The sequence below is a fragment of the Gimesia sp. genome, from assembly GCF_048262075.1.
GTDB lineage: Bacteria > Planctomycetota > Planctomycetia > Planctomycetales > Planctomycetaceae > Gimesia.
In genome coordinates this window covers 169,838-194,989 of sequence record NZ_JBLXFK010000007.1, presented here as the reverse complement: position 1 = coordinate 194,989, position 25,152 = coordinate 169,838, and the positions used below count along the sequence as shown (strand labels likewise).

16 protein-coding genes are annotated in these 25,152 nt (G+C 48.9%); 9 read left to right on the top strand and 7 right to left on the bottom strand.

From position 1 onward, the window contains the following. Positions 1–252: 252 nt before the first annotated feature. Positions 253–1,386 (top strand): N-methyl-L-tryptophan oxidase, encoded by a 1,134-nt coding sequence (gene solA, locus ACN0YH_RS15600; RefSeq protein WP_417380504.1) that lies wholly within the window; start codon positions 253–255, stop codon positions 1,384–1,386. Between the two features lie 7 nt (positions 1,387–1,393). On the opposite strand, the gene ribA is transcribed toward solA, so the two are convergent. Next, the gene (ribA, locus tag ACN0YH_RS15595) at positions 1,394–2,644 is read right to left on the bottom strand and encodes a GTP cyclohydrolase II (RefSeq protein ID WP_417380503.1); all 1,251 of its coding nucleotides are present in this window, start codon (positions 2,642–2,644) and stop codon (positions 1,394–1,396) included. Between the two features lie 618 nt (positions 2,645–3,262). Here ribA and ACN0YH_RS15590 point away from each other — a divergent pair. From ACN0YH_RS15590 to ACN0YH_RS15565, 6 genes are all read left to right on the top strand, one after another. Beyond that, on the top strand, positions 3,263–5,797 hold the full coding sequence (locus tag ACN0YH_RS15590; protein WP_417380502.1) for a DUF1549 domain-containing protein: 2,535 nt from the start codon (positions 3,263–3,265) through the stop codon (positions 5,795–5,797). Positions 5,798–6,159: 362 nt separating this feature from the next. Beyond that, entirely contained in the window at positions 6,160–8,883 is a 2,724-nt protein-coding gene (locus tag ACN0YH_RS15585) for a hypothetical protein (RefSeq protein WP_417380501.1), read from the top strand. Between the two features lie 90 nt (positions 8,884–8,973). Next, positions 8,974–12,267: a c-type cytochrome domain-containing protein gene (locus ACN0YH_RS15580; RefSeq protein ID WP_417380500.1), complete on the top strand. Its 3,294-nt coding sequence runs from the start codon at positions 8,974–8,976 to the stop codon at positions 12,265–12,267. 328 nt (positions 12,268–12,595) lie between these two features. Further along, the gene (locus ACN0YH_RS15575; RefSeq protein WP_417380499.1) at positions 12,596–13,888 is read left to right on the top strand and encodes a glucuronate isomerase; all 1,293 of its coding nucleotides are present in this window, start codon (positions 12,596–12,598) and stop codon (positions 13,886–13,888) included. Positions 13,889–13,990: 102 nt separating this feature from the next. Then, on the top strand, positions 13,991–15,670 hold the full coding sequence (locus ACN0YH_RS15570) for a SpoIIE family protein phosphatase (protein ID WP_417380498.1): 1,680 nt from the start codon (positions 13,991–13,993) through the stop codon (positions 15,668–15,670). A 39-nt stretch (positions 15,671–15,709) separates the two neighbouring features. Beyond that, the gene (locus ACN0YH_RS15565; RefSeq protein WP_417380497.1) at positions 15,710–17,404 is read left to right on the top strand and encodes a SpoIIE family protein phosphatase; all 1,695 of its coding nucleotides are present in this window, start codon (positions 15,710–15,712) and stop codon (positions 17,402–17,404) included. Positions 17,405–17,480: 76 nt separating this feature from the next. Here ACN0YH_RS15565 and ACN0YH_RS15560 read toward each other — a convergent pair whose 3' ends face one another. The 4 genes from ACN0YH_RS15560 to ACN0YH_RS15545 all read right to left on the bottom strand — a co-directional run bounded on the left by ACN0YH_RS15560 (position 17,481) and on the right by ACN0YH_RS15545 (position 21,278). Then, the gene (locus tag ACN0YH_RS15560) at positions 17,481–17,795 is read right to left on the bottom strand and encodes a hypothetical protein (protein WP_417380496.1); all 315 of its coding nucleotides are present in this window, start codon (positions 17,793–17,795) and stop codon (positions 17,481–17,483) included. Between the two features lie 375 nt (positions 17,796–18,170). Next, the gene (locus ACN0YH_RS15555; RefSeq protein WP_417380495.1) at positions 18,171–19,982 is read right to left on the bottom strand and encodes a hypothetical protein; all 1,812 of its coding nucleotides are present in this window, start codon (positions 19,980–19,982) and stop codon (positions 18,171–18,173) included. 53 nt (positions 19,983–20,035) lie between these two features. Continuing rightward, positions 20,036–20,734, bottom strand: a complete 699-nt coding sequence (locus ACN0YH_RS15550; protein ID WP_417380494.1) for a hypothetical protein — start codon at positions 20,732–20,734, stop codon at positions 20,036–20,038. Next, positions 20,721–21,278, bottom strand: coding sequence for an RNA polymerase sigma factor (locus ACN0YH_RS15545; protein WP_417380493.1), 558 nt, complete (start codon positions 21,276–21,278; stop codon positions 20,721–20,723). The genes ACN0YH_RS15550 and ACN0YH_RS15545 overlap by 14 nt, the downstream gene beginning before the upstream one ends. Positions 21,279–21,855: 577 nt before the next feature. Here ACN0YH_RS15545 and ACN0YH_RS15540 point away from each other — a divergent pair. Both ACN0YH_RS15540 and ACN0YH_RS15535 read left to right on the top strand, forming a co-directional pair. Beyond that, positions 21,856–22,803, top strand: coding sequence for a DUF1559 domain-containing protein (locus ACN0YH_RS15540; RefSeq protein ID WP_417380492.1), 948 nt, complete (start codon positions 21,856–21,858; stop codon positions 22,801–22,803). A gap of 344 nt (positions 22,804–23,147) precedes the next feature. Then, positions 23,148–23,567 carry a hypothetical protein gene (locus ACN0YH_RS15535; protein ID WP_417380491.1) on the top strand — a complete coding sequence of 140 codons (420 nt, stop codon included), beginning with the start codon at positions 23,148–23,150 and terminating at the stop codon, positions 23,565–23,567. A 146-nt stretch (positions 23,568–23,713) separates the two neighbouring features. On the opposite strand, the gene ACN0YH_RS15530 is transcribed toward ACN0YH_RS15535, so the two are convergent. Next, complete coding sequence (locus tag ACN0YH_RS15530) at positions 23,714–23,935, bottom strand: hypothetical protein (RefSeq protein ID WP_417380490.1); 222 nt, start codon at positions 23,933–23,935, stop codon at positions 23,714–23,716. Between the two features lie 306 nt (positions 23,936–24,241). Further along, the gene (locus ACN0YH_RS15525; protein WP_417380489.1) at positions 24,242–25,093 is read right to left on the bottom strand and encodes an FHA domain-containing protein; all 852 of its coding nucleotides are present in this window, start codon (positions 25,091–25,093) and stop codon (positions 24,242–24,244) included. Positions 25,094–25,152 lie beyond the last annotated feature (59 nt).

The window sequence follows — 25,152 nt, the reverse complement described above, 5'->3', positions numbered from 1 at the left end:
GTTGTATCAGGTCTATGAGAACAGAAAATGATCAGACTTGATATTTTCTGTGAAGTGATTAATTACCGGGTGTTCCAATTTGATGGTCAGTGTGTATGTGGGGTAGGTTGACTGTCATTTCTTGAACACCCGGTAATTTTATGCGCGGTGCCTTTGCGTCTGCAGAAACAAGATTGACGCTGGCAGTCCTGGCAAACGATAATCACGGTCTGTTGCGGAAACTGATTCCTTAAAATAGATCGCTGCGTATTCATGAAACAGCATGTTGATTTTCTGGTACTGGGGTTAGGGGGGATCGGCAGTAGTGCTCTCTATCATCTTTCAAAACGCGGCTTGGATGTACTGGGTTTAGAACAGTATGGTATCGCACATGACCTGGGCAGTTCTCACGGTGAAACCCGCATCATCCGCAAGGCATACTTTGAGCACCCGAATTATATTCCACTGCTCCAGCGTGCTTACGAACTGTGGAAGGAACTGGAACAGGATTCAGGTCAATCACTGTTTAACCAGTGTGGTCTCATGGTGGCGGGGCCTACTGATGGAGCCGTGATCCGCGGCGTGCATCTGGCAGAGGAACTTTATGGCGTGGAAGTGGAAAGTGTGTCTCCCGCGGATGCGCTAGAGCGATTTCCCGGGTTTCGTATTCCCGAAAGCTTTGAAGTAACACATGAACCGGAAGCCGGCTTTCTGCATGTGGAAGACTGTGTACGGGCCCACCTGGAATGTGCACAGGCACAAGGGGCAGCAGTTTGCCTGAATGAGCAGATTCATGCGGTGAAAGTCAGTGACCGGTCGATCGAAGTCACAACAGATCAGCGACAGCTTACCGCTACATCATTGATTGTGACGACGGGGGCCTGGAGCAGCGGCTGCCTGAGTGAATTGCAATTGCCGCTGGAAGTCGTACGGAAAGTCTTGTTCTGGAATCCGGTTCGCGAGCCTGTCTATAACCTGGATGCGGGCCGGGGAAGTTTCTTTTTTGATATGCCTGAGGGAGAGTTCTATGGTTTTCCTTCATTGGATGGAGCGTCTGTTAAACTGGCCGAGCACGCAGGCGGCGAAATAGTGGGCGATCCGTCCCAAATAGACCGGGCGCTGCATGAGTCTGATGTGCCCCGGGTTTCCCATTTTGTGGAAGAGGTGATGCCTGCACTGGAATCTCAACCTGTGCGGCATGCCGTCTGTATGTATACGCGGACTCCCGATGGGCATTTCATCGTCGATCACCATCCTGCGAACCGGAGCGTTGTATATGGCGCCGGGTTTTCCGGGCACGGATTCAAATTTGCGTCCGTGATGGGAGAAATCCTGGCCGACCTCGCTACGACTGGCGCAACGTCTTTACCAATTGAGTTCCTGTCCGCTCGGCGTTTCAGCGAATAGAGGGGTTTCAGTCTGCGGGAGTAGTGGGCAGAATGTGTCCCATCTTATCGCGTTTGGTTTGCAGATAGAATTCCCGATCTTTATGAGGAGGGGCGACGATCGGGACCTGTTCCACCACTTCGAGGTCGAAGCCCGTATAGACGTCGGAATCGGTTTTCTTGGGATTATTGGTCAGCAGGCGAACTTTGTTCAGACCCAGATCTTTCAGGATCTGAACGCCCACAGTGAAATCCCGGCTGTCGGCTTTGAAGCCTAGTTGGATGTTGGCTTCGACTGTATCGTAACCCTGGTCCTGCAACACATAGGCTTTAAGTTTAGGGATCAGTCCAATTCCGCGGCCTTCCTGAGGCAGGTAGACGACGGCTCCTGCTCCTTCCTGGTTGATTGCAGACATGGCCATGTGTAACTGGTCGCCACAATCACAACGCAACGAATCCAGCAGGTCGCCTGTAAAGCAGGATGAATGCATGCGAATCAGGGGTGCTTCCACGGTAGAAAGGTCACCCCAGACCAAGGCCACCGGTTGCTGGCTTTCGTGTTCTACCGAGTAGCCGATGACCTGGACGGTACCATAGTTTTTGGTGTTGATGGGGACTTCAACTTCGCGATGAACCAGTTTCTCGCTGATATAACGATGTCGTATGACTTCGGCGGTTGAGATGATCGGGATGTCGAACTGCTCGGAAATTTCCCGTAGCTCGTCGGCGTCGGCCATGCCGAAGCCTTTCTGGCTGAGAATTTCGATCAGCACACCCACTGATTTTAAACCAGCCATCTGCAGCAGGTCGCCGGTCGCTTCGGTATGGCCTGCCCGACGCAAAATTCCACCCTGCTTGGCAAGCAGTGGGTGAATGTGTCCCGGGCGGACAAAGTCTTTTGCCTGTGCATGTTCATCGCTCAGGGCGCGAATCGTAATCGCACGGCATTCAGCACTAACTCCACTGCCACTGTCTTTATGGTCGATGGGAATCAGAAACTGGGTCTGATTAGGAGCTGTATTTTCTTCCGGCCCGACGATTGGGTTCAGTTGAAGACGGTCTGCTACTTCTTCCGGCAGCGAAACACAGAGTTCTCCGCTCCCGTAACGTAGCAGGAATTGCACGATTTCGGGCGTAATGGCTTCGGCTGCGACAATAAAATCGCCTTCATTTTCCCGTTCGCTGGAGTCAGTCACAATGACTGGCTTACCCGCCCGTAATTGTTCGAAGACGCGTTGAATGTTAGGGATGGTCGAGTCAGCGTGAGCAGGATCAGACATTGGTACGATTTGAAGCCACCTGGATATTTTAGATAAACGAATACTAGAAAATTTTCCAGCAGGCCGTTCCCGGCGGAAAATCTATGCTAACTTTATTCTATAGAAGTGAGTTGGGCTGGCAATCAAAGAAATCCCGATTTTAAAAGAACGGACTGATTACCCGGGAAATAAATGCCAGAGTGGCTGTTTTATAAGCTTCCAGATGCGGGGAGCAGTCTGTGAAATATCAGCGAATCATGGGTTCTGACGGTTTTATCGAGTATGACAGATAAAACGTTTCACATGATTTCCGGTTGTTTTTTAGATGGTTCAGTGGACAAAAAAACATAAAACCATCAGATGATATGTTAAAACGTTGACAATTAAATATTCTTTGATACATTGAATATCTTAGGAAAAGTACTTTGTACTTAAGTGCTTTTTCCTGACCCGCAAAATCGAACCACTCAGAAACCACTGTTTGGTTAACTTACCTAAAAAACTTTCCTGAAAAACCAACCAACAGCAAGCGTCTTAAACAAACATCATACTTTTAATGGTCTGCGTGATACCGCGCCAAACCTGATCGCTGCCAGACCACGAAGTAAAGAACGAAACCAGTTGCACAGGAGTTGACGTATGGATTTCCGAATCAATGGCTCTCGGACACCCCAGGTCCTTATGTTGTGTGGAGTGTTGACACTGTCACTCTTCTCTGGAAACGCGGTGACCAATGTGGAGGCTGCACCTGCAGCAGTCGCTCCTGTCGATTTCAAAGAAATCCAGGTTGGTCCTCAGCCTGGCGGAAAAGAAATTCTGCAGTTGAGAGGGCCTGACTCTCGGCAACAGGTGGTCGTCACTGGAGTGCTCTCGAATGGGAAGCAGCAGGATCTCACTCGAAACGTGGTTTATGCGGTCGCCGATCAGAGCGTCGCTACCATTTCCAGCGATGGTTATCTGACTCCACTGAAAGATGGTCAGACGACATTGACCGTGACCGCGAAGAATGGCAAGTCTGTTTCCATTCCTGTCGCGGTGCAGGGAATCACTACTCCTGAAGCAATCAATTTTAAAAATCAGGTTGTGCCGATCTTTACTAAACTGACCTGTAACAGTGGTGGCTGTCATGGCAAAGCCAGCGGGCAGAATGGTTTTAAATTGTCGTTGCTGGGTTTTTATCCTGGAGACGATTATGAGTTTCTGGTCAAAGAAGGCCGGGGACGACGTCTGTTTCCCTCTTCACCTGCGGAAAGTCTGTTGTTGATGAAAGGGACTGGGGTCACGCCGCATGGTGGTGGAAAACTGATTAAGCCAGATTCATATGAGTATCGATTGCTGTATCGCTGGATCGAGCAGGGAATGCCTTATGGAAGTGAGAATGACCGTAAAGTGGTTTCTATTGAATGTTTCCCTCCGACCCGCACAATGGAGCAGGAAGCGGAGCAACAGATTTCCGTCATCGCAACTTATTCTGACGGATCAACCGAAGACGTAACTCGGATGGCTCTATTTGAAGCCAACGATACGGAAATGGCTGAAGTGAATAAGACTGGTCTGGTCAAAACACTGACCTTATCCGGTGAAGTTGCCATCATGGCCCGGTATCAGGGGCAGGTTTCCACGTTCCGGGCTACGATTCCCCTGGGTGTTGAAATCGCTTCTCTTCCCGAATCACGCAATCTGATTGACGAAGCCGTCTTCAATAAGCTGAAAGTTCTGGGGATTCCGCCCTCACCCGTTTCCAGCGATGCGACGTTCATGCGACGTGTCTACATTGACATCACCGGCACGACTCCGACAGAAGAAGAAGTGAAAGCTTTCCTGGCTGATAAAGATCCTGCCAAACGTGATAAGTTGATTGATAAACTCATCGACAGTCCCGCGTACGCTGATTACTTTGCCAACAAGTGGAACATGGTGCTGCGTAACAAAAAATTGCAGCCAGTTGACATTGCTGGCACGAATGCCTTCTATCAGTGGATCTGGGACAGCCTGTATGAGAATAAACCTTACAACGAATTCGTAGGCGAAATCCTGTCTGCCTCCGGCGAGTTTCGTCAGAACCCCGCTGTGGTCTGGTACCGTGAAGTGAATACCGTGGAAGAGCAGGTGGAAGACACGGCTCAGCTCTTCCTGGGGCTTCGAATTCAATGTGCACGCTGTCATCATCATCCCTTCGAAAAATGGAGTCAGGATGATTACTACGGACTGGCCGCATTCTTCAGCCGGGTTGGAACCAAAGATCCAACTGCTGGTTCGATCGGACAACGCGGTTTCCGTGATAAACGTGTATTTCATAAAGAAGGAATGGCTACAGCGAAGAATATCCGTTCTGGTGAAAATCTGAAGCCAACCGCACTGGGTATGCAACCTCTGGAGTTAAGCCCCGAACGTGATCCCCGTGTGGCTTTAGTGCAATGGTTATCGCGAACCGATAATCCGTTCTTTGCAAAAGCACTTGTGAACCGTTACTGGAAACACTTCTTTGGTCGCGGCATTGTCGAACCGGAAGATGATATGCGTGCTACCAATCCTCCTGCCAACCCTGAGTTGCTGGAAGGACTGTCCAAGCATTTTGTGGAAAGCGGATTCGATATGAAGGAGCTGGTGCGGGCGATCTGTCGTTCCAATGCCTATCAGCTCAGTTCGCTGCCTAATGAGTACAACCTGAAAGACAAACAGAACTTCTCGCGATACTACCCCAAACGATTGACGGCGGAAGTATTGTATGATGTGTTCCATCAGGTAACCAATTCCTCACAGCGTTTTTCAGGTCTGCCTGCAGATACAAAAGCCATTCAGATTACGGATGCCACTTCGGCTCCTTACTTCCTGAAGGTGTTTGGTCAGCCTCAGGCCGATACGGCTTGTGAGTGCGAACGTTCCCAGAGCGCCAACCTGGCACAAAGCCTGCATCTGCTGAACAGTAAAGAGGTTCAGGATAAGATTACAGGTGCGTCGAGTCGGGCTGCCTTGCTGGCCAAAGATACGAAACGGTCCAACGAGGAAAAAGTTCAGGAACTGTACCGTTGGGTTTATTCTCGTGCTCCGCAGGAACAGGAAATGAAATTTGCCCTGTCCTATATCGAACGACATAAAGAAAAACCACAGATTGCCTACGAAGATATCATCTGGGCTCTGATCAATACCAAGGAATTTCTGTTCAATCATTAAGGTGTGTTGGTAGCGAACATATTATGCCATCAGTATACCGGCCCGGTGTGCTGATGGCATTTGTTCACGGCAAATGCCTGATTTCCAGTGAATAAAAGCTCCGACAAAAGTCTCTGAATTTCAAGCTGACTACCGTTTTATGTTTAGACAATGGTGGTCTGCTTTTTTACAATAAAATTAAGATAATCTGTATTGATTTCGTTTAGACAGATGTGAAACGAGTTAATTACGGGTTCCCTCCTGAATTCCTCCCAGAAAATTCCATCCAGAAAATTGGTAGCAGTATTATGATGCATACGCGATTTTTTGACCGTCGTCGTTTATCCTCGAAGGTTGTCTGTTTTCTCGCTGCAGGATTGGGAATGGTTTTAACAACCAGCATTCAGTCTCTTCAGGCACAACTGCCTCAGACGATCGTCTATTCCGTCAATCCTTCGGGAGGACAGAAAGGTCAGACTGTTGAAGTCCGGGTTACCAATGGAAAAGATCTGGATGAGTTGAATGCTCTGTGGTTCAGTCATCCCGATATCAAAGCAGTTCCTAAAATGCGGGAAAGTAATGGAAAGCAGATTCCGGTTGCCAATACATTCCTGGTCAAAATTGGAAACGATGTTCCTGCCGGCGTATATGATGTCCGCGCGAATGGCTTGTATGGCTTGAGTAATCCCCGATCATTCGTGGTGGGAGATCTTCCTGAGAAAACCGAAGTCGAACCCAACAATAAAGATGATCAGGCAACACCCCTGGCGATGGATTCGGTGATGAATGCCTTACTCAACGGTGCGACTGATGTCGATTATTATTCATTCACGGGCAAAAAAGGGGAAAAGGTCTCCATTGACTGCCGTGCAGCCCGCATTGATTCACCTGCTGTTGCCATTGTCGAACTGTATGGTCCTGATCAGCGGCGTCTCGTCAGTGAGCGTGATACATTTCGCAATGACCCTTACATTCATCTGACACTTCCCCTGGATGGGACTTATAAGATCAAAGTCCATGATCTTACATATGCGGGTGGTGTAGATAACGTATATCGCTTGAGTGTCCATAAGAAACCGCATATTGAGTTCATCATGCCACCTTCGGGGACGCCTGGGAAAACCGGAAGCTATACCCTGTATGGCTACAACCTGCCGGGGGGAAAAACTTCCGACTGGAGTATCGGCGACGAACCGCTGGAGGAAGTCACTGTTTTTATAACACTGCCTTCAAAGCCTACTACGTTGAAGATGGGCGAGCAGGGCTTTCCCCATGAGGTCAGTGCAGACGGTTATTCCTATGTCTGGGCGACACCGGCGGGGAGTTCCAACCCAGTAACGATCTACTATGCCGAAGGAAATATTGTTCGTGATGAACAGACCAAAGAAGAAGTATTAACTCTGCCGGGTGAACTGGTCGGGCAGTTTGAAGTGAAAAATGATGTTGACTCTTTTCGGTTTACCGGAAAAGCAAAAGAAAAATATTCAATCGAAGTATTTGGCCAGCGTAACGGGATCGTGATGGATCCTGTCATTGTGGTTGAGCAGGTGATCAAAGACAAAGAAGGCAAAGAGACATTCAAAAAACTTGCCAATGTCGGCGCCACAACGGTCTTTGCCGATTTGAGTGGTAAATTATTTGACACCCGTACCGACGATCCTTATTACCTGTTTACTGCGCCCGCTGAGGGAGAATATCGGGTAACGTTGCGTGATCTGCAATTTGAAACCCGAGGAAATCCACGGATGGTATACCGGGCTGTGATTCGACAACCCAAGCCTGATTTTCGCCTGGTGGCTTTGCCACTCTACCCACAGGCGGTCAACACCGGTGGTTCACCAGCGGCAATCACACTGAGAAAAGGGGACAGCTGCAAGATTGCTGTTATGGCATTGAGGCAGGATGGATTTAATGAGACGATTGAGCTGTCCGTCAAAGGTCTACCTCCCGGAGTCACCTGTAAAGCGGCCAGTATTGGCAGTGGTGACAGCAATGCCGAAATGATTCTGACTGCAGAGGAATCAGCTCAGAAGTGGTCAGGCGAAATTGAAGTCACAGGGACTGCCGGTGCAGATGCCGCAAAACTGGAACGCGTCGCCCGGGCTGCCACTGTACTGCGTCCCGCAGCCAATAATATCCGTGCTGATTCCCGTATCGCACGCTCTCTGGCATTATCTGTCATTGATGAAGTCGCGCCATACCAGGTCGTTGCGGATGTCGCGGAAGTGAATGTGAATCAGGGACGCCAGATTCTGGTTCCCGTCAAAGTGGTGAAGCGTACTGGCTTTGACAATGCGGTTGCTCTCGCCTGGAACGGAATTCCCAAGAACAGCAATATTACGATACAGAATAAAACAATTGCCAAAGGCAAAGCAGATGAAGTGTTTCAACTGTTTGTCAATAACAATGCCAAGCCTGGTGTGTATACAACCTATCTGCAGTCCACCGTTGATGTCTCTTATCGTCGCAATCCTGCTCAAGTCGATGAAGCCAAAAAAGAACAGGCAGAAGTCACCAAAAAACTGACCGATGCACAAGCGGTTCTGGCTGCGGTCACCAAAAAACGAGATGAGATCGCGAAAGCATCAGATAAAACAGCCGATCAGAAAAAAACAGAACAGGCAAAAGCAGAAGCAGAAATTAAGACAGCGACTGCAGCAGTCAAAGCTGCGGAAGCAGCGAAGAAAGCAGTAGACGCCAAAGTTGCAGCCGCCACCAAAGCGGCAACTGCTAAAACGGTAAAGGTGTACGCTCCTTCCACGCCGCTGGTCATCCGCGTCAAGCCGGCACCGGTGACTCTGACATTGGCAGTACCCGGAGGGGGAGCACTGAAAAAAGGCGCGGCAATCGACGTAAAGGCGACCATCAAACGCATCAATGATTTTAAAGGTCCCGTGGAGTTAACATTACCCTTACCGCCAGGTGTCACCGGCGTGACTGCTGATACGGTACAGATTCCAGCAGATAAAACGGAAGTAACGATTCCGATTAAGGCATCTGCAGAAGCAACTGAAGGTGACCTGGCTAACATGGTGGTCAGGGCGAAGGCCACGTTCCAGGGAGAAGCACTGGTCGATGCACCGATTAAGCTAAAAGTTACCAAGTAAAATAGAATAAACCGTATTTTTATAATCAGAAAACATTGGCGGTTGGTTGTTGATCCAACTGTTTCATCAGCGATATCAGAGGGGCATGTTATGCGGAACCGGTTTGCCAGTTTAAGCGTCTTCATCACTGCAGTTTTGGGCTGCAGTCAATTCACAGTGGCGGAAGAAAAGCCAATCCAACCTGCGAAGGTGGAACTGGGGCGTCCTGTCAGTTTTGAAAAAGATGTATTTCCGATTCTGGACGCGAATTGCATTGCCTGCCACAACGTAGCGAAAAAGGAAGGTTCGCTGGTCCTGGAAAATGTGGAAGATCTCATCAAAGGGGGAGACAGCGGCGCTTCTGTGGTGCCCGGTAAGCCTGATGAGAGCTATCTGTATAACGTCGCTTCCCGCACGGAAGAGAGCTTTATGCCACCGTTGCCGAACAAAGTGGGCGCGAAAGCACTCACTCCTCAGCAGGTCTGGATTTTACGTCAGTGGATTCTGGAAGGTGCGAAATCAAGCGGTAAATCAGCCGATACCGGAGTCGCCTGGCAGTCCCTGCCTCCCGATTTGAATTCCATTTACAGTACCGCTTTGTCCCCCTGGGCACGTTATGCAGCCGCGGGGCGTGCGAACCGGATTGCCATTTATGACCTGGCAACAGGAGCAGAAGTAGCCACGCTCAATGATCCCGCGCTGTCAAAATTACAGAAAGACGGAAAACCATTTTATCCGCTGGGTGCCGCCCATCGTGATTTTGTCCATTCACTGGCATTCAATTCTGATGGCAGCCTGCTGGCATCAGGGGGATACCGTGTTGTGAAACTCTGGAAGAAATCGATTGGGAATGTCGTTAAAAAGATCGACCTGCCCGCTGCTGTAACAGGCCTGGCATTGAATGCAGATCGCAGTGTTCTGGCTGTCGCCACCGCTGATAATACCGCTTCACTCTGGAAGCTGCCAGAAGGCACAAAACTGGTCGACTTGAAAGGACATACGGGAGAAATCAAAGGACTGGCATTCACTCCGGATCGTGCGAAAGTGGTGACTTCCTCTGCTGATCAGAGTTTGCGTGTCTGGAATGTCGCTGATGGAAAGCAGGTTTCCACAATGAAAACTCCCGCAGTCATCAATGCGTTAACCGTCAGTAAAGATGGGACACAGGTCATCGCTGGCGCTGCCAATCAGATAATCTATGCCTGGCCCCTGACTCTGCCCGCTCCTAAAGAAGGAGAAAAGGCACCAGAGATTCCAGCAGCGCTCTATGAACTTAAAGGTCATGCCAAGCCGATTTCTTCAGTGAAGCTGATCATGCCTGCTGGCACACAACTGGTGTCCGGCAGTGAAGATGGGACGGTTCGAGTCTGGGACCTGGCCGGGAAAAAGCAAATTCGTTCGATTAACCATGGAGCGCCTGTCACGGATGTTGATGTCACCGTTGATGGCAAGACACTGGTTTCCGTTTCGGTAAATGGAACCGGAAAAATCTGGCAGGTTGCCGATGGTAAAATGCTGAAAGAGTTTCGCGGCGATCTGAGTAAAGAGCGTCAGATGATTCTGGCAACAGAGACTCAGACGGTCACCAAGCAGCAGGTTGCTTTGGCAGATGCTGCCATGAAAGCTGCTGATAAAAATGTGAAAGATCGTGAAGCAGAATTAAAGAAACGCAATGAAGAACTGGAAGCAGCTAAAAAAGCTGTGCCAGAAGAAAAGAAAAAGGCAGACGAATCAGCCAAGAAACTGGCCGCTGCCAAAGCGGAGCTGGCAAAACTGCTGGCCGACCATAAGAAGAAGGGTGAAGATGCTGTTGCGGCAGCCAATACTCAGAAGGCAGCTGCTGATAAAGCCGTTGTTGACGCGGAAGCGAAGTTAAAGCAGATGAACGATGCCAATCAGGCCGCAATTGCCGCTGTCGAAAAAGAAGTGGCAGCCGCAAAAAAAACTCTGGATGATGCGAATGCGATCAAGCCAGATGCAGCTGACAAAGAAGGTGAAACAAAGAAAAAAGAAGCTGTTACGAAAGCTCAGGCAGCCTTTGATGCCGCTCAGAAAAAACTGACTGCAGCGCAGCAGAAAAAAACAAACGATGAAAAAGTGGCAACGCAGGCTATCGCGACTGCGAAGCAGGCTGTGCCCAAAGCGGTTGCTGCCATTGCTGCTGCCAAGAAATTGGCCGAGGCAAAATTGGATACGAAAGCCGCTGATAAGAAAGTCGCTGACGCAGAAGCCGCGTCTAAGAAACTGACAGATGCGGTTGCTGCTGCCGAGAAAAAAGTGACCTCATCTGAGCGGTCTGTCAAAGTTGCTGAAGGAACGCTTACCAAGATCAAAGGGCAACTGATAGAACGCACTAAAGAAAAAGCAGAAATTGATAAAACTGCGACTGCTGTTGATGCCGCTCTGGCAGAAGCTAAGAAACAGGCCGCGGTTCTGACTCCCATTAAGTCAGTCGCTTTTTCCGAAGACGGCAAGCAGATTGTTACTGGTGACGACAGCCAGATGGTTCGCATCTGGGATGCTACTTCCGGTCAGGAACTGGATACGTTAAGCGGGCATACTGCTCCTGTCTCGTCCGTCGATTATACATCCAAAACAACGGTAGTGTCAGGTAGTGCTGACAAAACAGTTCTGGTGCAGAATATTCAACCGGTCTGGACTCTGGTTGCTCAATTGGGGGCCGATGCAAAGGATCCGTCTAAAGTGGGCGGTTCCCCAATTTCCAACCGGGCTCTCTGTCTGGATTTCAGCCCGGATGGCAAACTGCTGGCCGTTGGCGGTGGTGATCCTTCCCGTAGCGGTGAGATCACGATCTGGGATGCCACCACAGGAAAACTCGTGAAGAAGCTGGGGGAAGCACACAGCGATACGGTTCTTGGTGTCCGCTTCTCTCGTTCAGGTAAATCGCTACTGACAGGGGCTGCTGACAAATTTGTGAAAATCTTTGATGTGGCAACCGGGAAATTTGTGAAATCATTTGAAGGTCACACACATCACGTTCTGGATGTTGCCTGGAAAGCCGATGAATCCACAATTGTCAGTTCAGGTGCCGACAATGTGATTAAAGTCTGGAATATTGAAACCGGCGAACAGAAACGAACAATTGCAGGTTATTCCAAGCAGGTCACTTCGATCGCCTTCCTGGGACTGGGGGACAATATTGTCAGTGGTGGTGGTGATAAGACCGTTCGTATGCATCTGACGACGAACGGATCAAACTACCGCAATCTGGGAGGTTCCACTGATTACGTCTATAGCGTGGCAGGCAGTCGTGATGAATCGATTGTCATCGCCGGTGGCGAAGATGGTATTCTGCGCGTCTGGGATGCAAAGACAGGCAAGCTACTCAACAGCTTTAACCCACCTCCGGTTTCCCCGAATCAGCAGGCCAGCGCCGGAAAATAAGCCTGGCTGATCCAAGAAAAATAGTAAAGCTTCCAGCGACCCCGCGAATTAATTAGCAGGGTCGCTTTTTTTTGCGCTTCTTGCCAGAGCTGATTTGCCATTTCGGGGCCAGCTTTCTGTCTGGCAGTCGTTTCAGACTCAGGCATCCCACAGGAAGGGGGCACCTGATTGCACTGTAAGGTCTGACTGATTATATTCGGAACACAACAATTCATTCCGCCAGATCGTCGCAACCCGAAATCAATCTTGGGGGGACAGTCCCCTGAAGAGCCATTCCAGACCGGATTCGGGTGAGTATTAATTTGAACACAGCAGGAATCAACGCATTATGTCTGAACAGTTGAGTAAACGTATCTTTACCGAATTAGAGAGTCTGGTTCTGATTGACCCTCATACCCATATTAATCCCCATTCCGCGGCTTCAACCACACTGGCGGATATCATGGGCTATCATTACTACACCGAACTGGCTCATTCTGCCGGCCTGCCTCGTGAAGTGATTGAAGAACCAGGTATCGATCCCAAAGAAAAGGTCGGACGTCTGGTGACGCAGTTGGGGGATCTGGATAATACCATTCAGCTCAGCTGGTTACTGGATATCTGCAGTGAATTTTTCGGTTTCGAAGAGGAAGCCATTACAGAGTCCAACTGGGAGAAGTTGTACGATACCGCCGCTGAGAAGATGGCTCAACCCGACTGGGAACAGCAGGTTTTGAAACAGAGCGGTCTTGAGCAGGTATTCCTGACAAATGACTTCGATGATCCACTGGAAGGATTTGATACCAATCTTTATATTCCCTGTCTGCGGACGGATGACCTGGTATTTCATCTGGCAAAACCCGAAACCAGAGCACGACTGGCGAAGGCAACACAACTTGACGTTGGTTGTGCCAATACCTTGAAAAATGCGATTGGCAAACTGTTTGAGCATTTTACAGAAAAAGGGGCGCGGGCCTGTGCAATTTCATTACCGCCCGATTTCAACCCGGTTGCTGTCACTGCTGATCAGGTCGATCCAATTGTGAGATCTCTGTTTGCCGGCGATGAAATTACAGCCGACGAGTCAAAAATCGTAAGTCAGTTTGTCTTCTGGACCCTGGCGGAATACTGTGACGAACATCGTCTGCCCTTCGATCTGATGATTGGCGTGAACCGTCGCGTTTACGAAGCAGGCGTGTATCAAGGGCAGGACCTGTATGACAAGCGGACCTCTCTGATTCTATATAAAGAACTGTTCAATGCATTTCCCAAAGTCACATTCCCCGTTTCAGTATTGACCAGTACCAGCAACCAGGAACTGGTCAGCTACAGCTGGATCTTTCCGAATGTGGTCATCAACGGTCACTGGTGGTACTCGAATACGCCGGCGTTCATTACTTTTGACTGTAAGAGTCGCCTGGAAGCAGTTCCCAAGACTAAGCAGATCGGTTATTACAGCGATATGTACAAGCTCGAGTTCGCACTGCCTAAGTTCCGTATGTATCGGCGTGTGCTGGCAAATGTACTGGCCAGTGATTTTGTAATCGCGAGAAACTGGTCGGAACAAAGAGCAATCGAACTCGGAAAACTGGTGCTCCGGGGTAATGTGGAAACCATTTTTGGCAACGAATCGGTATCCTGAATGACATGAAGTGATTGCATCAGGGACAGATGCTATTTAAAATATGATACATATCCCATTTTTATCATATCCATTCTAGTTTCATCATTAAGGGCTCCCTATATGGCTACTCTGGTCATGCTGCAGGCTGGTCAAGCGGTCTCCTACTCACTGACAGGATCGGAGACGGTTCTGGGTAGGCATCCTGACTGCCAGATTCAACTCGATTCCAATATGGTTTCGCGGCGGCATGCCCAGGTCGTTAGTGCCGGTGATCAGTTTTTTGTTGAAGATCTGGGAAGTGGAAACGGAACATTCGTTAATGGGAAAAAGATTGAAGGTCGCACGCAGCTGGCTCACGAAGATCGCCTGAAAGTCGGTCCTATTCTTTTCCGATTTGAATCAGATGAAAAGCAGGAACCAAAGCGATCGGGTGTGTCAATCGACAGCAGCTTTGATGTCGGATTTTCGAATGATGATGAAGACGGGGATGCCGGAGCCACCATTATGGGGGCTGTTTCCGGGGGCGGTGGTTTTGGCGGTCTGGATATTCGACCGGAGGCAAAACTAAAAGCCATGATCGAAATCAGCCGCAGTCTGGCAGGTACCGTCGATCTGGAAAAACTGCTGCCACAGATTCTCACCACTCTGTTTCAAATCTTTCCTGCTGCCGACCGGGGATGTATTTTACTCAGGGATGAAACCAATGGAGAGATGGTGCCACGCGCATTCAAGCATCGCCGTGAAGGTGAGGATGCGACAGTCAAGTTGAGCCGTACGATTGTGAATAAAGTGCTCGAGGAAAAATCGGGTATCTTATCAGCGGATGCAGCCAGCGATGCGCAATTTGACGCCAGTGAATCGATTTCGAATTTATCGATCCGTTCCATGATGTGTGTACCCATGCTGGGACTGGCGGAAGAGCCTATCGGCGTCATAAATATCGATACACAGAATCCCGTGCAACAGTTTCAGGAAGAAGATCTGGATCTGTTAATGTCAGTTGCCGGGCAGGCTGCTCTTTCCTACGAAAGTGCGAGGCTGATGTCGTCCTATATGGAAAAACAGAAACAGGACAATGAAATGGACATCGCCCGGGGCGTGCAACAGGGATTGCTGCCCAGTTCTGTACCGGAAGTCGATGGTTACGAATTTTTTGCATCTTATGATTCTGCACAGGCGGTTGGTGGCGATTACTATGATATTTTCGAGCTGCCCGATGAAAAGATCGGCCTCTCGTTTGGTGATGTCGCCGGAAAGGGAGTGCCCGGGGCAATGATTATGGCCCGCATGTCAAGTTGTGTGCAGAATACATTACGTTTTGTGCATGAAGTGGGGCCCGCTGTAGATGCAATTAACGATCACATGTGTGACAGTGCCGTCGAAGGGCGTTTTGTGACTTATGTGCTTGTGGTTCTGGATACGAACAATCATCGTTTGTCGCTGGTGAATGCAGGGCATATGTCCCCGATGATACTCAAGCCTGATGGATCTCTCGATGAATTTCCTGAAGAGAGCATTGGAGTGCCGATCGGCGTGATGGAAGGTTTCCCGTTCGAAGTGGTAGAACGGGATTTGGGTCCCGGGGAAATTGTGGTGCTGTTTACCGATGGTGTTGATGAAGCGATGAATCCGGAAGGGGAACTCTATACCCTGGACCGGATGCGGAAATTTATCAAGGACAATCGCGATAAAAATGCGGCAGAGTTAGGACGGGCACTTTTGGCAGATGTCCGCCGCCATGCGAATGGTCGTCCTCAAAATGATGATATTACGATAATGACCTTCGGGCGTGTTTCCTGAAGGTGACTGTGTTTATATTTTAATCTGATCGCTTCTACCATGTCCGCCAGTCTGTTCCTGCAAAATAATGGCGACTCCTCTCGACTGGAAATCAAGGGCAAGCAGGTGACGCTGGGACGGCATCCTGACTGCGAAGTCTGTCTTAAATCGAATACTGTCTCCCGCCATCATGCGCGTATTACCGCTTCTGCAGAAGGCGAATATCAAATCGAAGATCTGGGGAGCGGTAACGGGACTTTCGTCAATGATGTGCCCGTTAATGACCCGCTAGTACTGCAGACCGGCGATCAGATTTCGATCGGCCCGTTCCTGCTGGAGTTTTCCAGTGATGAGGAATACGAAAGCTCACAGCATGAAGGACTGTTGACTTCTTATGGCTTAATTCCGTCGTTAAAAAATGTTTCCGTCCGTCCTCCCTCTTCTGATAAATCGACGATATTAAGAGCATCAGAGACGGGGAGCGGCCTGAATCATTTTGAAATTAAACCCGAAATCAAATTAAAAGCAATCCTGGAGATTAGTCGTACGATTGCGACAGCGACTGATCTGGATTCGATGGCTGAACGTGTACTGGAAGGATTGTTTCATATCTTTCCTGCTGCGGACCGCGGTTGCATTTTATTACATGATCATGACAATCAGCGTTTTTTCCCAAAAGCGGTACGCCATCGCCGAGAAGATGATCTGGAAGCGTTACAGCTGAGCCGGACCGTTTTGAAGGCCGTAACTGATAATAAAACAGGAGTCCTGTCTGCGGATGCGGCGAATGATGAACGGTTTGAGAAAAGTGAATCGGTTTCTACCCTGACGATCCGTTCCATTTTATGTGCACCCATGCTTGGACTGGATGGAAGCGTCATCGGAATTATCAACCTGGATACACAACTGGCCGGTCAGATGTTTTCTGACGACGACCTTGAGCTGTTAATGGTGATTGCCGGGCAGGCTGCGCTCTCTTATGAGAGCGCACGACTGATGATTTCTCATGTGGAAAAACAGCGTTACGATAATGAGATGGAAATAGCTGCCCGCGTACAGAAAGGACTGTTACCGGCTAAAATTCCCCATGTCCCAGGTTATGATTTCTTTGTCTCCTATGAAGCCGCTCGCGCTGTGGGAGGTGATTACTATGATTTCATTCAAACCACTGATTCTCTGATCTGGTTCGCACTAGGTGATGTTGCCGGGAAGGGGGTACCCGCGTCACTGGTAATGTCGCGCGTCTGTAGTGCCGTTCGCAGTACCGTAGAATTCGTCACTGATGTCGCTGATGCCGTGCATCGCGTGAATCATCATATTGATGAATCAGCTCATGACGGGCGGTTCATCACATTTATTCTGGGACAGATTGAGCTGACAGAGAACCAGGTATCGTTCGTCAATGCAGGACATCTGGAACCGCTGCTGCTGGAAGCCAATGGTACGTTGCGAGAATTGTCTGGTGATCATCCCAGTGTACCTCTGGGGGTGATGGATGATTATGAGTACCGTTCCATTCAACATCATCTGAAACCCGGTGAGCAGTTGATTCTATATACAGACGGTGTGACGGAAGCGATGAATGAAGAGCGAGAACAGTTTGGGATCGAGCGGTTGAAGACAGTGATTCGAAATTTCCCTCTGAACACCGCAGAACTGGGAGAACAGATACTGAAGGCGGTTAAAGTATTTACCGGTCAGGCGGAACAGTATGATGATTTGACGTTAGTCATCATTGGTCGGTCGCCAGAATAAAACAAGCGAGATGCCCTGGCTGAGCATCTCGCTTGGAAGCGTACATGATATCTATTACTGCGGGGGGGAATGCAGTTTATAGCATGATATCGGTTGGTTCTGCGACTTTACGATACCCCATGCTGTGCAATACTTCCAGGACTTCACTCCAGGTCGGGAACTGCCGACCGCTGCGGCGTTTGTAGTCGTCCATGGCTTTCATGAAGTCGATTTCCTGGTCGCTGTAATCACGTTCGCAGGTTGTGGGATCAATCTGACGGCGACGCTCAATTTTGCGTTGATCGACCACTTCATGCTTCGTATGGATCGCTTCTTTTTGGCCGGAATCTCTGCGGCTGACACGACGACGGTCAACAACCAGTTCGGATGGGGGATCAAGTTGATTTACCATATTAAATTAATGCCTTTTTTCGAGGGGAGATAGTTGTCTGAAGTAATTCGAACACAAATAGAAACGCGTAATATCCAACGCAAATCAGACAGGTAAAAGTCGCTGAAATGTGACGGTTGACCCTGAACCTCAAATTTCCAAATCACAAATTTGTGAAAAATGCTCCACGATTCCTATTTAGTTCTGGCCAGATCAGAAAAGTGGAACTAACTTACTCAATTATTCCCACAAAAATCGGGATTGGGTAGTTTGTTTAAAATAATTAACACTGATAAGCGTGATCGAGCCTGCCGATTGCGTAGTTGTCCCGATGGTACCGATTATCAGGGGCGAATTCTGCTGGCATGTTCAGAATTGTGTACAGAAGCGGGGATGTCACTGAGCAGAATTCAGTGAGCCCAGGCCGAAGATGACGCGGACCTGAGTTTTCTGCAGTCCAGCTGCAAAGAAGAGCCCATCAAAGGACTGGAGCAGACTTTTCAATCCGGCAAGTTTCTTATTGCCTTTCTCCAGATCTCCGCCGTGCCCCTTGGAAAGTTGCTCTGCAAGAAAATCGGAGTTCTGCTCAATGAATGCTCTGATTGAAGCGATATTCAGGAAGCAGAGTTGTTTTTCTTCTCGGAAGAAGGTTTCTTTCCAGGATTGAAATAATGGTGATGCAGCCAGGCTCTCTTCTGATTTCAGAGTGAAAAATTCTCTGACGAGTTCTGGGGAACTGGCAAAGACAAGCTGTCGCTCGTTGATTCCATAAGCGGGTCGATAAGGGCCGAGGCTTTCAATCCAACGCATATGATATTGATCGTGATTTTCGATTTTTAAAATTGAAGGTTGATTACCAGGGGCTGTTTCTGAGTTGTGATGGCTGAGTATACTGTTCATCAGGAAGTTTGCGACGTTTTTCAGGGCAGTCTGGTATTTGCTTTTGTCAGTTGCTCCCGGTTCTGAGTCGTCAATAGAAAGCTGCATCGCTACAAGACCATCGAAGGAAATCGCATCAAAAGAGAGGGTTTCGCGCGGCACTGAATAAAACAGAACACTGGGCCCCAAAACTTTTGAGACTTCTGTCACGGGGTCGAGTCCCCCCAGCAGCCCCATACTGACCGCGTGGAATTTCTGCCATTTTTCCGGATTCTTTTCCGCATAATAACTGATGATTCTGTTTGTCAGTAAATTCACGTTCAGTTGTCCGGAGAGGACAGCCAGCGCTTTTTTGGGAATCAGTGTGTATTGATCAGGAATTTCGGCAGGGGTCTGGAGAATATTCAATAGAGGCAAATCAATCTCTTTGGAATTAAACAGGATCACAGCTTCCAGGGCGACTGTGTTTTTGAGATGCAGCCCTGCGATCAGTGCTCCTGTTTTCTTCCACCAGTTGACGACACCTTGTTCGATCTCATTTTGGGGGGGCTTGATATGTTCATCCCAGACCCGTGGATTCAGAAAAACAGAACCTGTGATATCATCCCCTAATACTCCTCGAGCACGACGGTACATTTCCAGATTGAACAAACTCTGTTGATGCTCCGGTGATTGTTTTTTGAGTTTCTGATGATACAGGCTAATGGTTGATTCCAGATTTTGCCGTTTGTCAGTCACAACCAGAGTTTGATCCAGAAACGCGTAGATGACCGAAGGCGCAGCGGGGTCTGCCTGCTGACGCAGCTCATAACAGGTTGTACCCTGAAAAGAACCGGAAGTGATTTTGAGGCCGGTTTTAGTGAACCAGTCTTCCAGCAGTTTCTGAACAGCGGCAGGTTCCTGGATTGTGGTCAACAGCAACAGAGAGGGATTCTGTTTCGGACCATGATTGAAAATTGCCAGCCCGGCCGACTGACCAAAGAATTGATTCAACAGAGGCAGTAAGGGTTGACTGGTGACCGATTCAATGTCGCGCAATCCCTGTTTCAGGTTAATGACGTCTTGGGACTGCAGCCAGGTTTGAAAAACCTGAGTATTCCGAAATCGATTCGCCACAGGCGAAAGCAGAAACTGTTTGACATGAGAGTTCAGATCAATGGCTTCCAGATAGATACCGGCCTTCTCATCAACCAGCTGGCTCAATGGTTCGGCTGCTCTGGCGGGAAACACAACTGCCAGGCAGAGGATTACCGGGACCAGAACGAACGCAAATGCATGCTGTTGCTTCAGGCTCTGCGATGTTGAATTATACGGTTGCATTGGCTTCATATCTGAACAACTCCGGACCGATCTGATGGTGCAGATTCGGTAAAATCAGTTCGTTAAATTTTTGTTGATTCTTCAGGAACGGAATGAATGATAAAATTCCAGGCATGACTGATCTGGTCTTTGATCGGTTGCATCTCAAGATTGATATCATCGACCCAGTTCGGTTCCCTGGGAAGCGGGGCCGGAGTTTCAGGGGAGGCCGTGACGGGAACGAGACTCACTGCTTCAGTCATGGTACCAGCAGTACTTTGCGCCAGTCCCCAGGAAGCGGCGCCCGCATTCTTCAGGAGTTGATTGAAACTCCGATTAGGTTGTGGTTGTACAACCGCTGGAACAGGGGAGTCGGTCGACACTTCGGTGCTGGCAGGCAAGGGCTTGGGTACCACATTTTCTACCCGATTCCCCGAGAACTTCAAGGTGATGGCAATTAATAATACTGCAACGACGAACAGGCTGGCAGACCATTGTCGAACCCTTGATCCTGTCCGCGCAATCGGGACCTCGTGAGTACGTATTTCCTCTGGATCTGAATAATGAGCTGCATCTAGTTGAGCGAGCACTTCATCAATCAGGTCAATCTCAGGCAGTGTCTGTTGCCAGACGGGTATTGCCGTTTCCAGGATGAGAAAGTCTTCCCAGAGACGTTGGTGTTCTGGCGAGGATGTCGCAAGCTGCTCCAGTCGCGAACGCTGATCGAAGTTTCGTGTTTCGATCATGATTTCCAGTCTGGATTGAAAGTCAACGAGATTCATAGCGGACCTCTGGTACAATTCCCCGCTGTCGTAAGTTGGCAGCCAGTTCCTGTCGGGAACGGTGCAACCAGGTTTTAATCGTGCCTTCCGGACGGTCCAGAATGTCTCCGATTTCCTGACAGCTCAAATTTTCCTGATGAAATAAAATAAAACATGTGCGATGGTCGTCGCGTAACAGACTAATGGCATTCTGTAATTCTTCACCGAGATCCTGTAACTGTTCTGTCGACTGACTGATGGCCAGATCAGCGGCAAATTCTGAGGGAACAGGACGCCGGGCGCGTTTACTCAGAAAGGTTCTACAGCGGTTGGCGGCGATAGTTAATAACCAGGGTTTCAGTGTTCTATTGGGATCCCACTGATGAAGACTGCGAAAAGCCCGCACAAAGACCTCCTGAACGACATCTTCAGCGTCTTGTCGATGTCCCAGCATGCGGTAGCACAGTCCGAAGATAGTACTTTGAAACCGGGCTACGAACGCGCGCATCGCCTCTGTATTACCATCCAGGCAACTTCGGACTTGCGCCGCATCGTCTTCATTCACGGAGGAATCCCGTTTTGATATTCGTATCTGTCTCAATCTGAATCTAGATCTCATCACATTTAACTAGTGAAGTGTCATTTTTAAATTTTGGGTTGATAGATATCACGAGAGTGCGACAACGGAGCACGTTAACAACACCCCTGTCCCTCAATTTCAAGCTTGACAAAGCACTAGAGCGTCTCTCAATTTAATCGACTCAGGCTAAACAGCCCTGGAGATGCTACAGTTAAACTGGACACAGTCTAAACCTCAGGTCACTCTCTCAATATACCAGACTCCGGGATGTTAAGTTTCAGAAAATTCAAATCACTGCATTTACGCATTGTAAACACATGGTTACATGGCGTTGAAGATTCTGTCCGCCATCTTGGAGTCGAATGTTGATGTGTGGTCGCAGATACACAGGGTTTGCATGTATATTAAGTCGTTGCATAGTCGTCGTTTAAGATTAGTGGTTGACAATTGCCTTATCATGAAAGAAAATTAAGATAATAATATTTAGTTAAATGTCTGATTTTAATTAATCTCAATCATTATTTTATGTGCTCTATGTCATTTTTTTAATTGAAGGACTGTAATGCAACGCTTAAGTCAAACTAGGCCATCTCGTGGATTTACTTTAATTGAGTTACTGGTAGTGATTGCGATTATCGCGATTCTGATTGCGTTACTTCTGCCTGCCGTGCAGCAGGCACGGGAAGCGGCGCGCCGCAGCACCTGTAAAAATAATTTGAAACAAATCAGCCTGGCAATGCATAACTATGAGAGTGCGCATCGGGTCTTTCCTTACGCACACCGGGGCGGGAACGGCTGGTATCCTCAGGCATGTCATCAGCGAGATACCTGGTTCCATCGAATTCTGCCTTATGTGGATCAGGCTCCCATGTATAACGCTTATGAAGCAGATTGCGCGAATGTTTCTGGCAGTACAAGCAATCATGTGCATAATATTTCCAGCAGCCAGAAGTTTGTGAGTACTCCGTTACCGGCTTTCATGTGTCCTTCCGACGTAGGTCCTGCCTTTGCTGAAAATACTGGTGTTCGCTGGGGAGGTAGTTACATGGGCTGTATTGGCTGGGCAAATAACCGTTCCACTGGTAGTGATAATGGGATGTTCGGCTATGAAACGAGAACAAAAATGCGTGATATCACGGACGGTACATCCAGTACGATGATGTTAAGTGAAGGTGTGCAGCGTGTCGCTGTTCCGACTGGATTTTCCTGGGGCTGTCCCGGTTGTTACTGGATTGGTGGTGCTCATGGAGAAGTGACTTTTACTGCCTATGAGACCCCCAATACTTCAGCGCCCGACCAGAATTATCTCTGCAAAAGTACTACAGATGTAAACGCCCCTTGTGTAAGTAATACATCCACACGTTGGAACTATGCCCGCAGCATGCATGTGGGAGGTGTTCATATCGGTATGGCAGACGGCGCGGTTCGATTCGTTTCAGAGAATATTGATCGCGGTACTTTTCGTGCCTTAGCGACCATTTCCGGTGATGAAGTGATTGGCGATTTCTAGAGCACATCACATTTAACCAGAGCGTCTCTCAAACTATTATACTCGGTTCAAATAGCCCTGGAGACGCTACAGTAAAACTGGACACAGTCTAGACGCATCACATTGAATCAGAGTGTCTCTCCATCTAGTAGGCGCCGTCCCAAAGGCCTTGGAGATGCAACAGTAAACTGGATATTGACTGATATGGAAAATTTCAAATTCCCGGGACACACTCCTTTAATTCCTGAAGCAGGGATCGGGGGCTGATCAGTAGTATTCGATTACGCGATGCAGTATAAATTCAGCTGAACTTTTTGCCTCTGATGTCATTATCAGAGGCACACTTATATTTCAGGAGATAATCAATGAAGTTGGTCTCATGCCTGTTACTGATGGTATGTTTTACGGGATCCCTTGTCGGTTGTAGCGGGGCAAGCGATGCTCCTGTAACTTACCCCGTTTCAGGAACAGTTACGCTGGATGGAGAACCACTGCCAGCAGGAGATATTATTTTTCGTGATGCTTCCGGGAAAGCAGCAAGTGCTGCCGGAAAGGTTGAGGACGGTGCATTCACTCTGAAAGCCACTGCGGGTAAGAAATCCGTGGTGATTACCGCGACGAAGGAGATCCCGGGAAAAACTGTCGTTGGTGGCGCACCCGATGAACCACCCGTTCCCGCAGTCGAACAGTATCTTGCTGCGGAATACAATGAGAAAACGACTTTGGAAGCTGACGTCAGTGATTCTGGTTCGAACGAATTCACCTTCGAACTGAAAAGTAAATAGCCGGCCTGACGTATTACCAGGCTGATGATAACAGCTCTTAAGTGAAATCAATAAACGGGAGTCGGATTCTGAGGAATTCGACTCCCGTTTTTACGTTTATTGCCTGGGTGATCATCTCAACTGCTGAGAGGCGGCTGCCATCAGTTTTATTGTTTTTGAATGCATTCACGTGCCAGAATCCGGGCCTGCTTAAAGGCATGTTTGACAGTGTAAGCCCGGGCTTCCACCTGCTCTTCCGTGTAATATTTGCCGTGGTCGCTTTCCGGGAGCCCGGCGAGTGATAACGTCAGTGGCAGCAGGTCAAGAAACTCACGATATCGTCGCTGAATATCATTGCTGGCGTTGGCTGAATCATTCACGGAAAGCATCTCCCTCTGTTGGCATCATAGATTGTGAATTCACAGTTTTGTAACAGGTTAAATCGTAGCGAAAGCGAGGGCACCGAAACAGCTATCGCATCGGGATTCCCAATCGGCGTCCTTGATCATATCGCTGATCTTATTCCCTGATTCTGCCAAACACAATTCAGAAAAGCAATGGGAAGTTACGAATATCGAGTCTGTCAAAAAATCCGGATTATGGAATCCGGCAGAGATACGGTTGATTCGCAGAGACCACTCAAGCGACGCAGGAGGGAGCAACTGTCAGCTAGGACTGCAATCTTTCTCTTAAGACTATTTCTCCGCTTCCTGCTTGTTCTTCAGCCCGGTCTGTTCCGGCGGTGGAAGTGTTACGGGAGGCAGTTCCGGTTTGGATTGTCCCTGCTCTGCTTCCTGGGGTTGAGGAGGCTGTTGTGGATAGCCCTGAGGGGGCATCTGATACTGCTGTGGATAAGCGGGCATTGGCTGTTGTGGGTAACCCTGCTGTGGATAGTATTGGGGTGGCATCTGGTACGGATAGGGTTGCTGCCCAGGAGGCATTTGTTGCGGGGGATATCCATACTGTGGCTGTGGCGGGTAACCGGCCTGTTGTGCAGCCTGCTCGTATGCCAGCTGTGCCTGACGCTGCTGTTCGGCTGTAAGAATCTGCGTATCCCCTTCGTAAACTCCCGGGCCAGCAGGAGCTTCTGCAGCAGGAGCAGCTTCGGCTTCAACCGGAGCGGCAGTACTCTCTTCAGGTTTGTGAACAGGAATATCGAAAACCGTATCTGAGCCTGTCAGAATTTCTCCACTGGGAGTTGATTGTGGTGCTGCTTCAGGTTTGTCTGGTGCTATTGCCGCATCAGCAGTGTGCGACATTTGAATGAGAAAATCAAGTTTTCCAATCTGGATTTGATCTCCATGGGAAAGCTGCACTTCACCTTTGATACGTTTGCCATTGACTGACGTCCCATTGGTACTGCCAAAATCGCGTAAGCGGACGCTATATTCATCAACTGTGAAAACACAGTGGTGCCGACTGACCATGTCACTGTTCGGTCGCAGATGGCAGTCTTCTTCCCGGCCAATTAAAAACTTTTTGCCTTTGATGGGAATTTGTTTTCCATCATGACGACCACCAACGACTTTTAACGAAAGCTGCAACATAAACGTTCACTCCATAGGTTTCAAACAGAACACTTCAAAGCTCTGGAAGCGGGACTGGT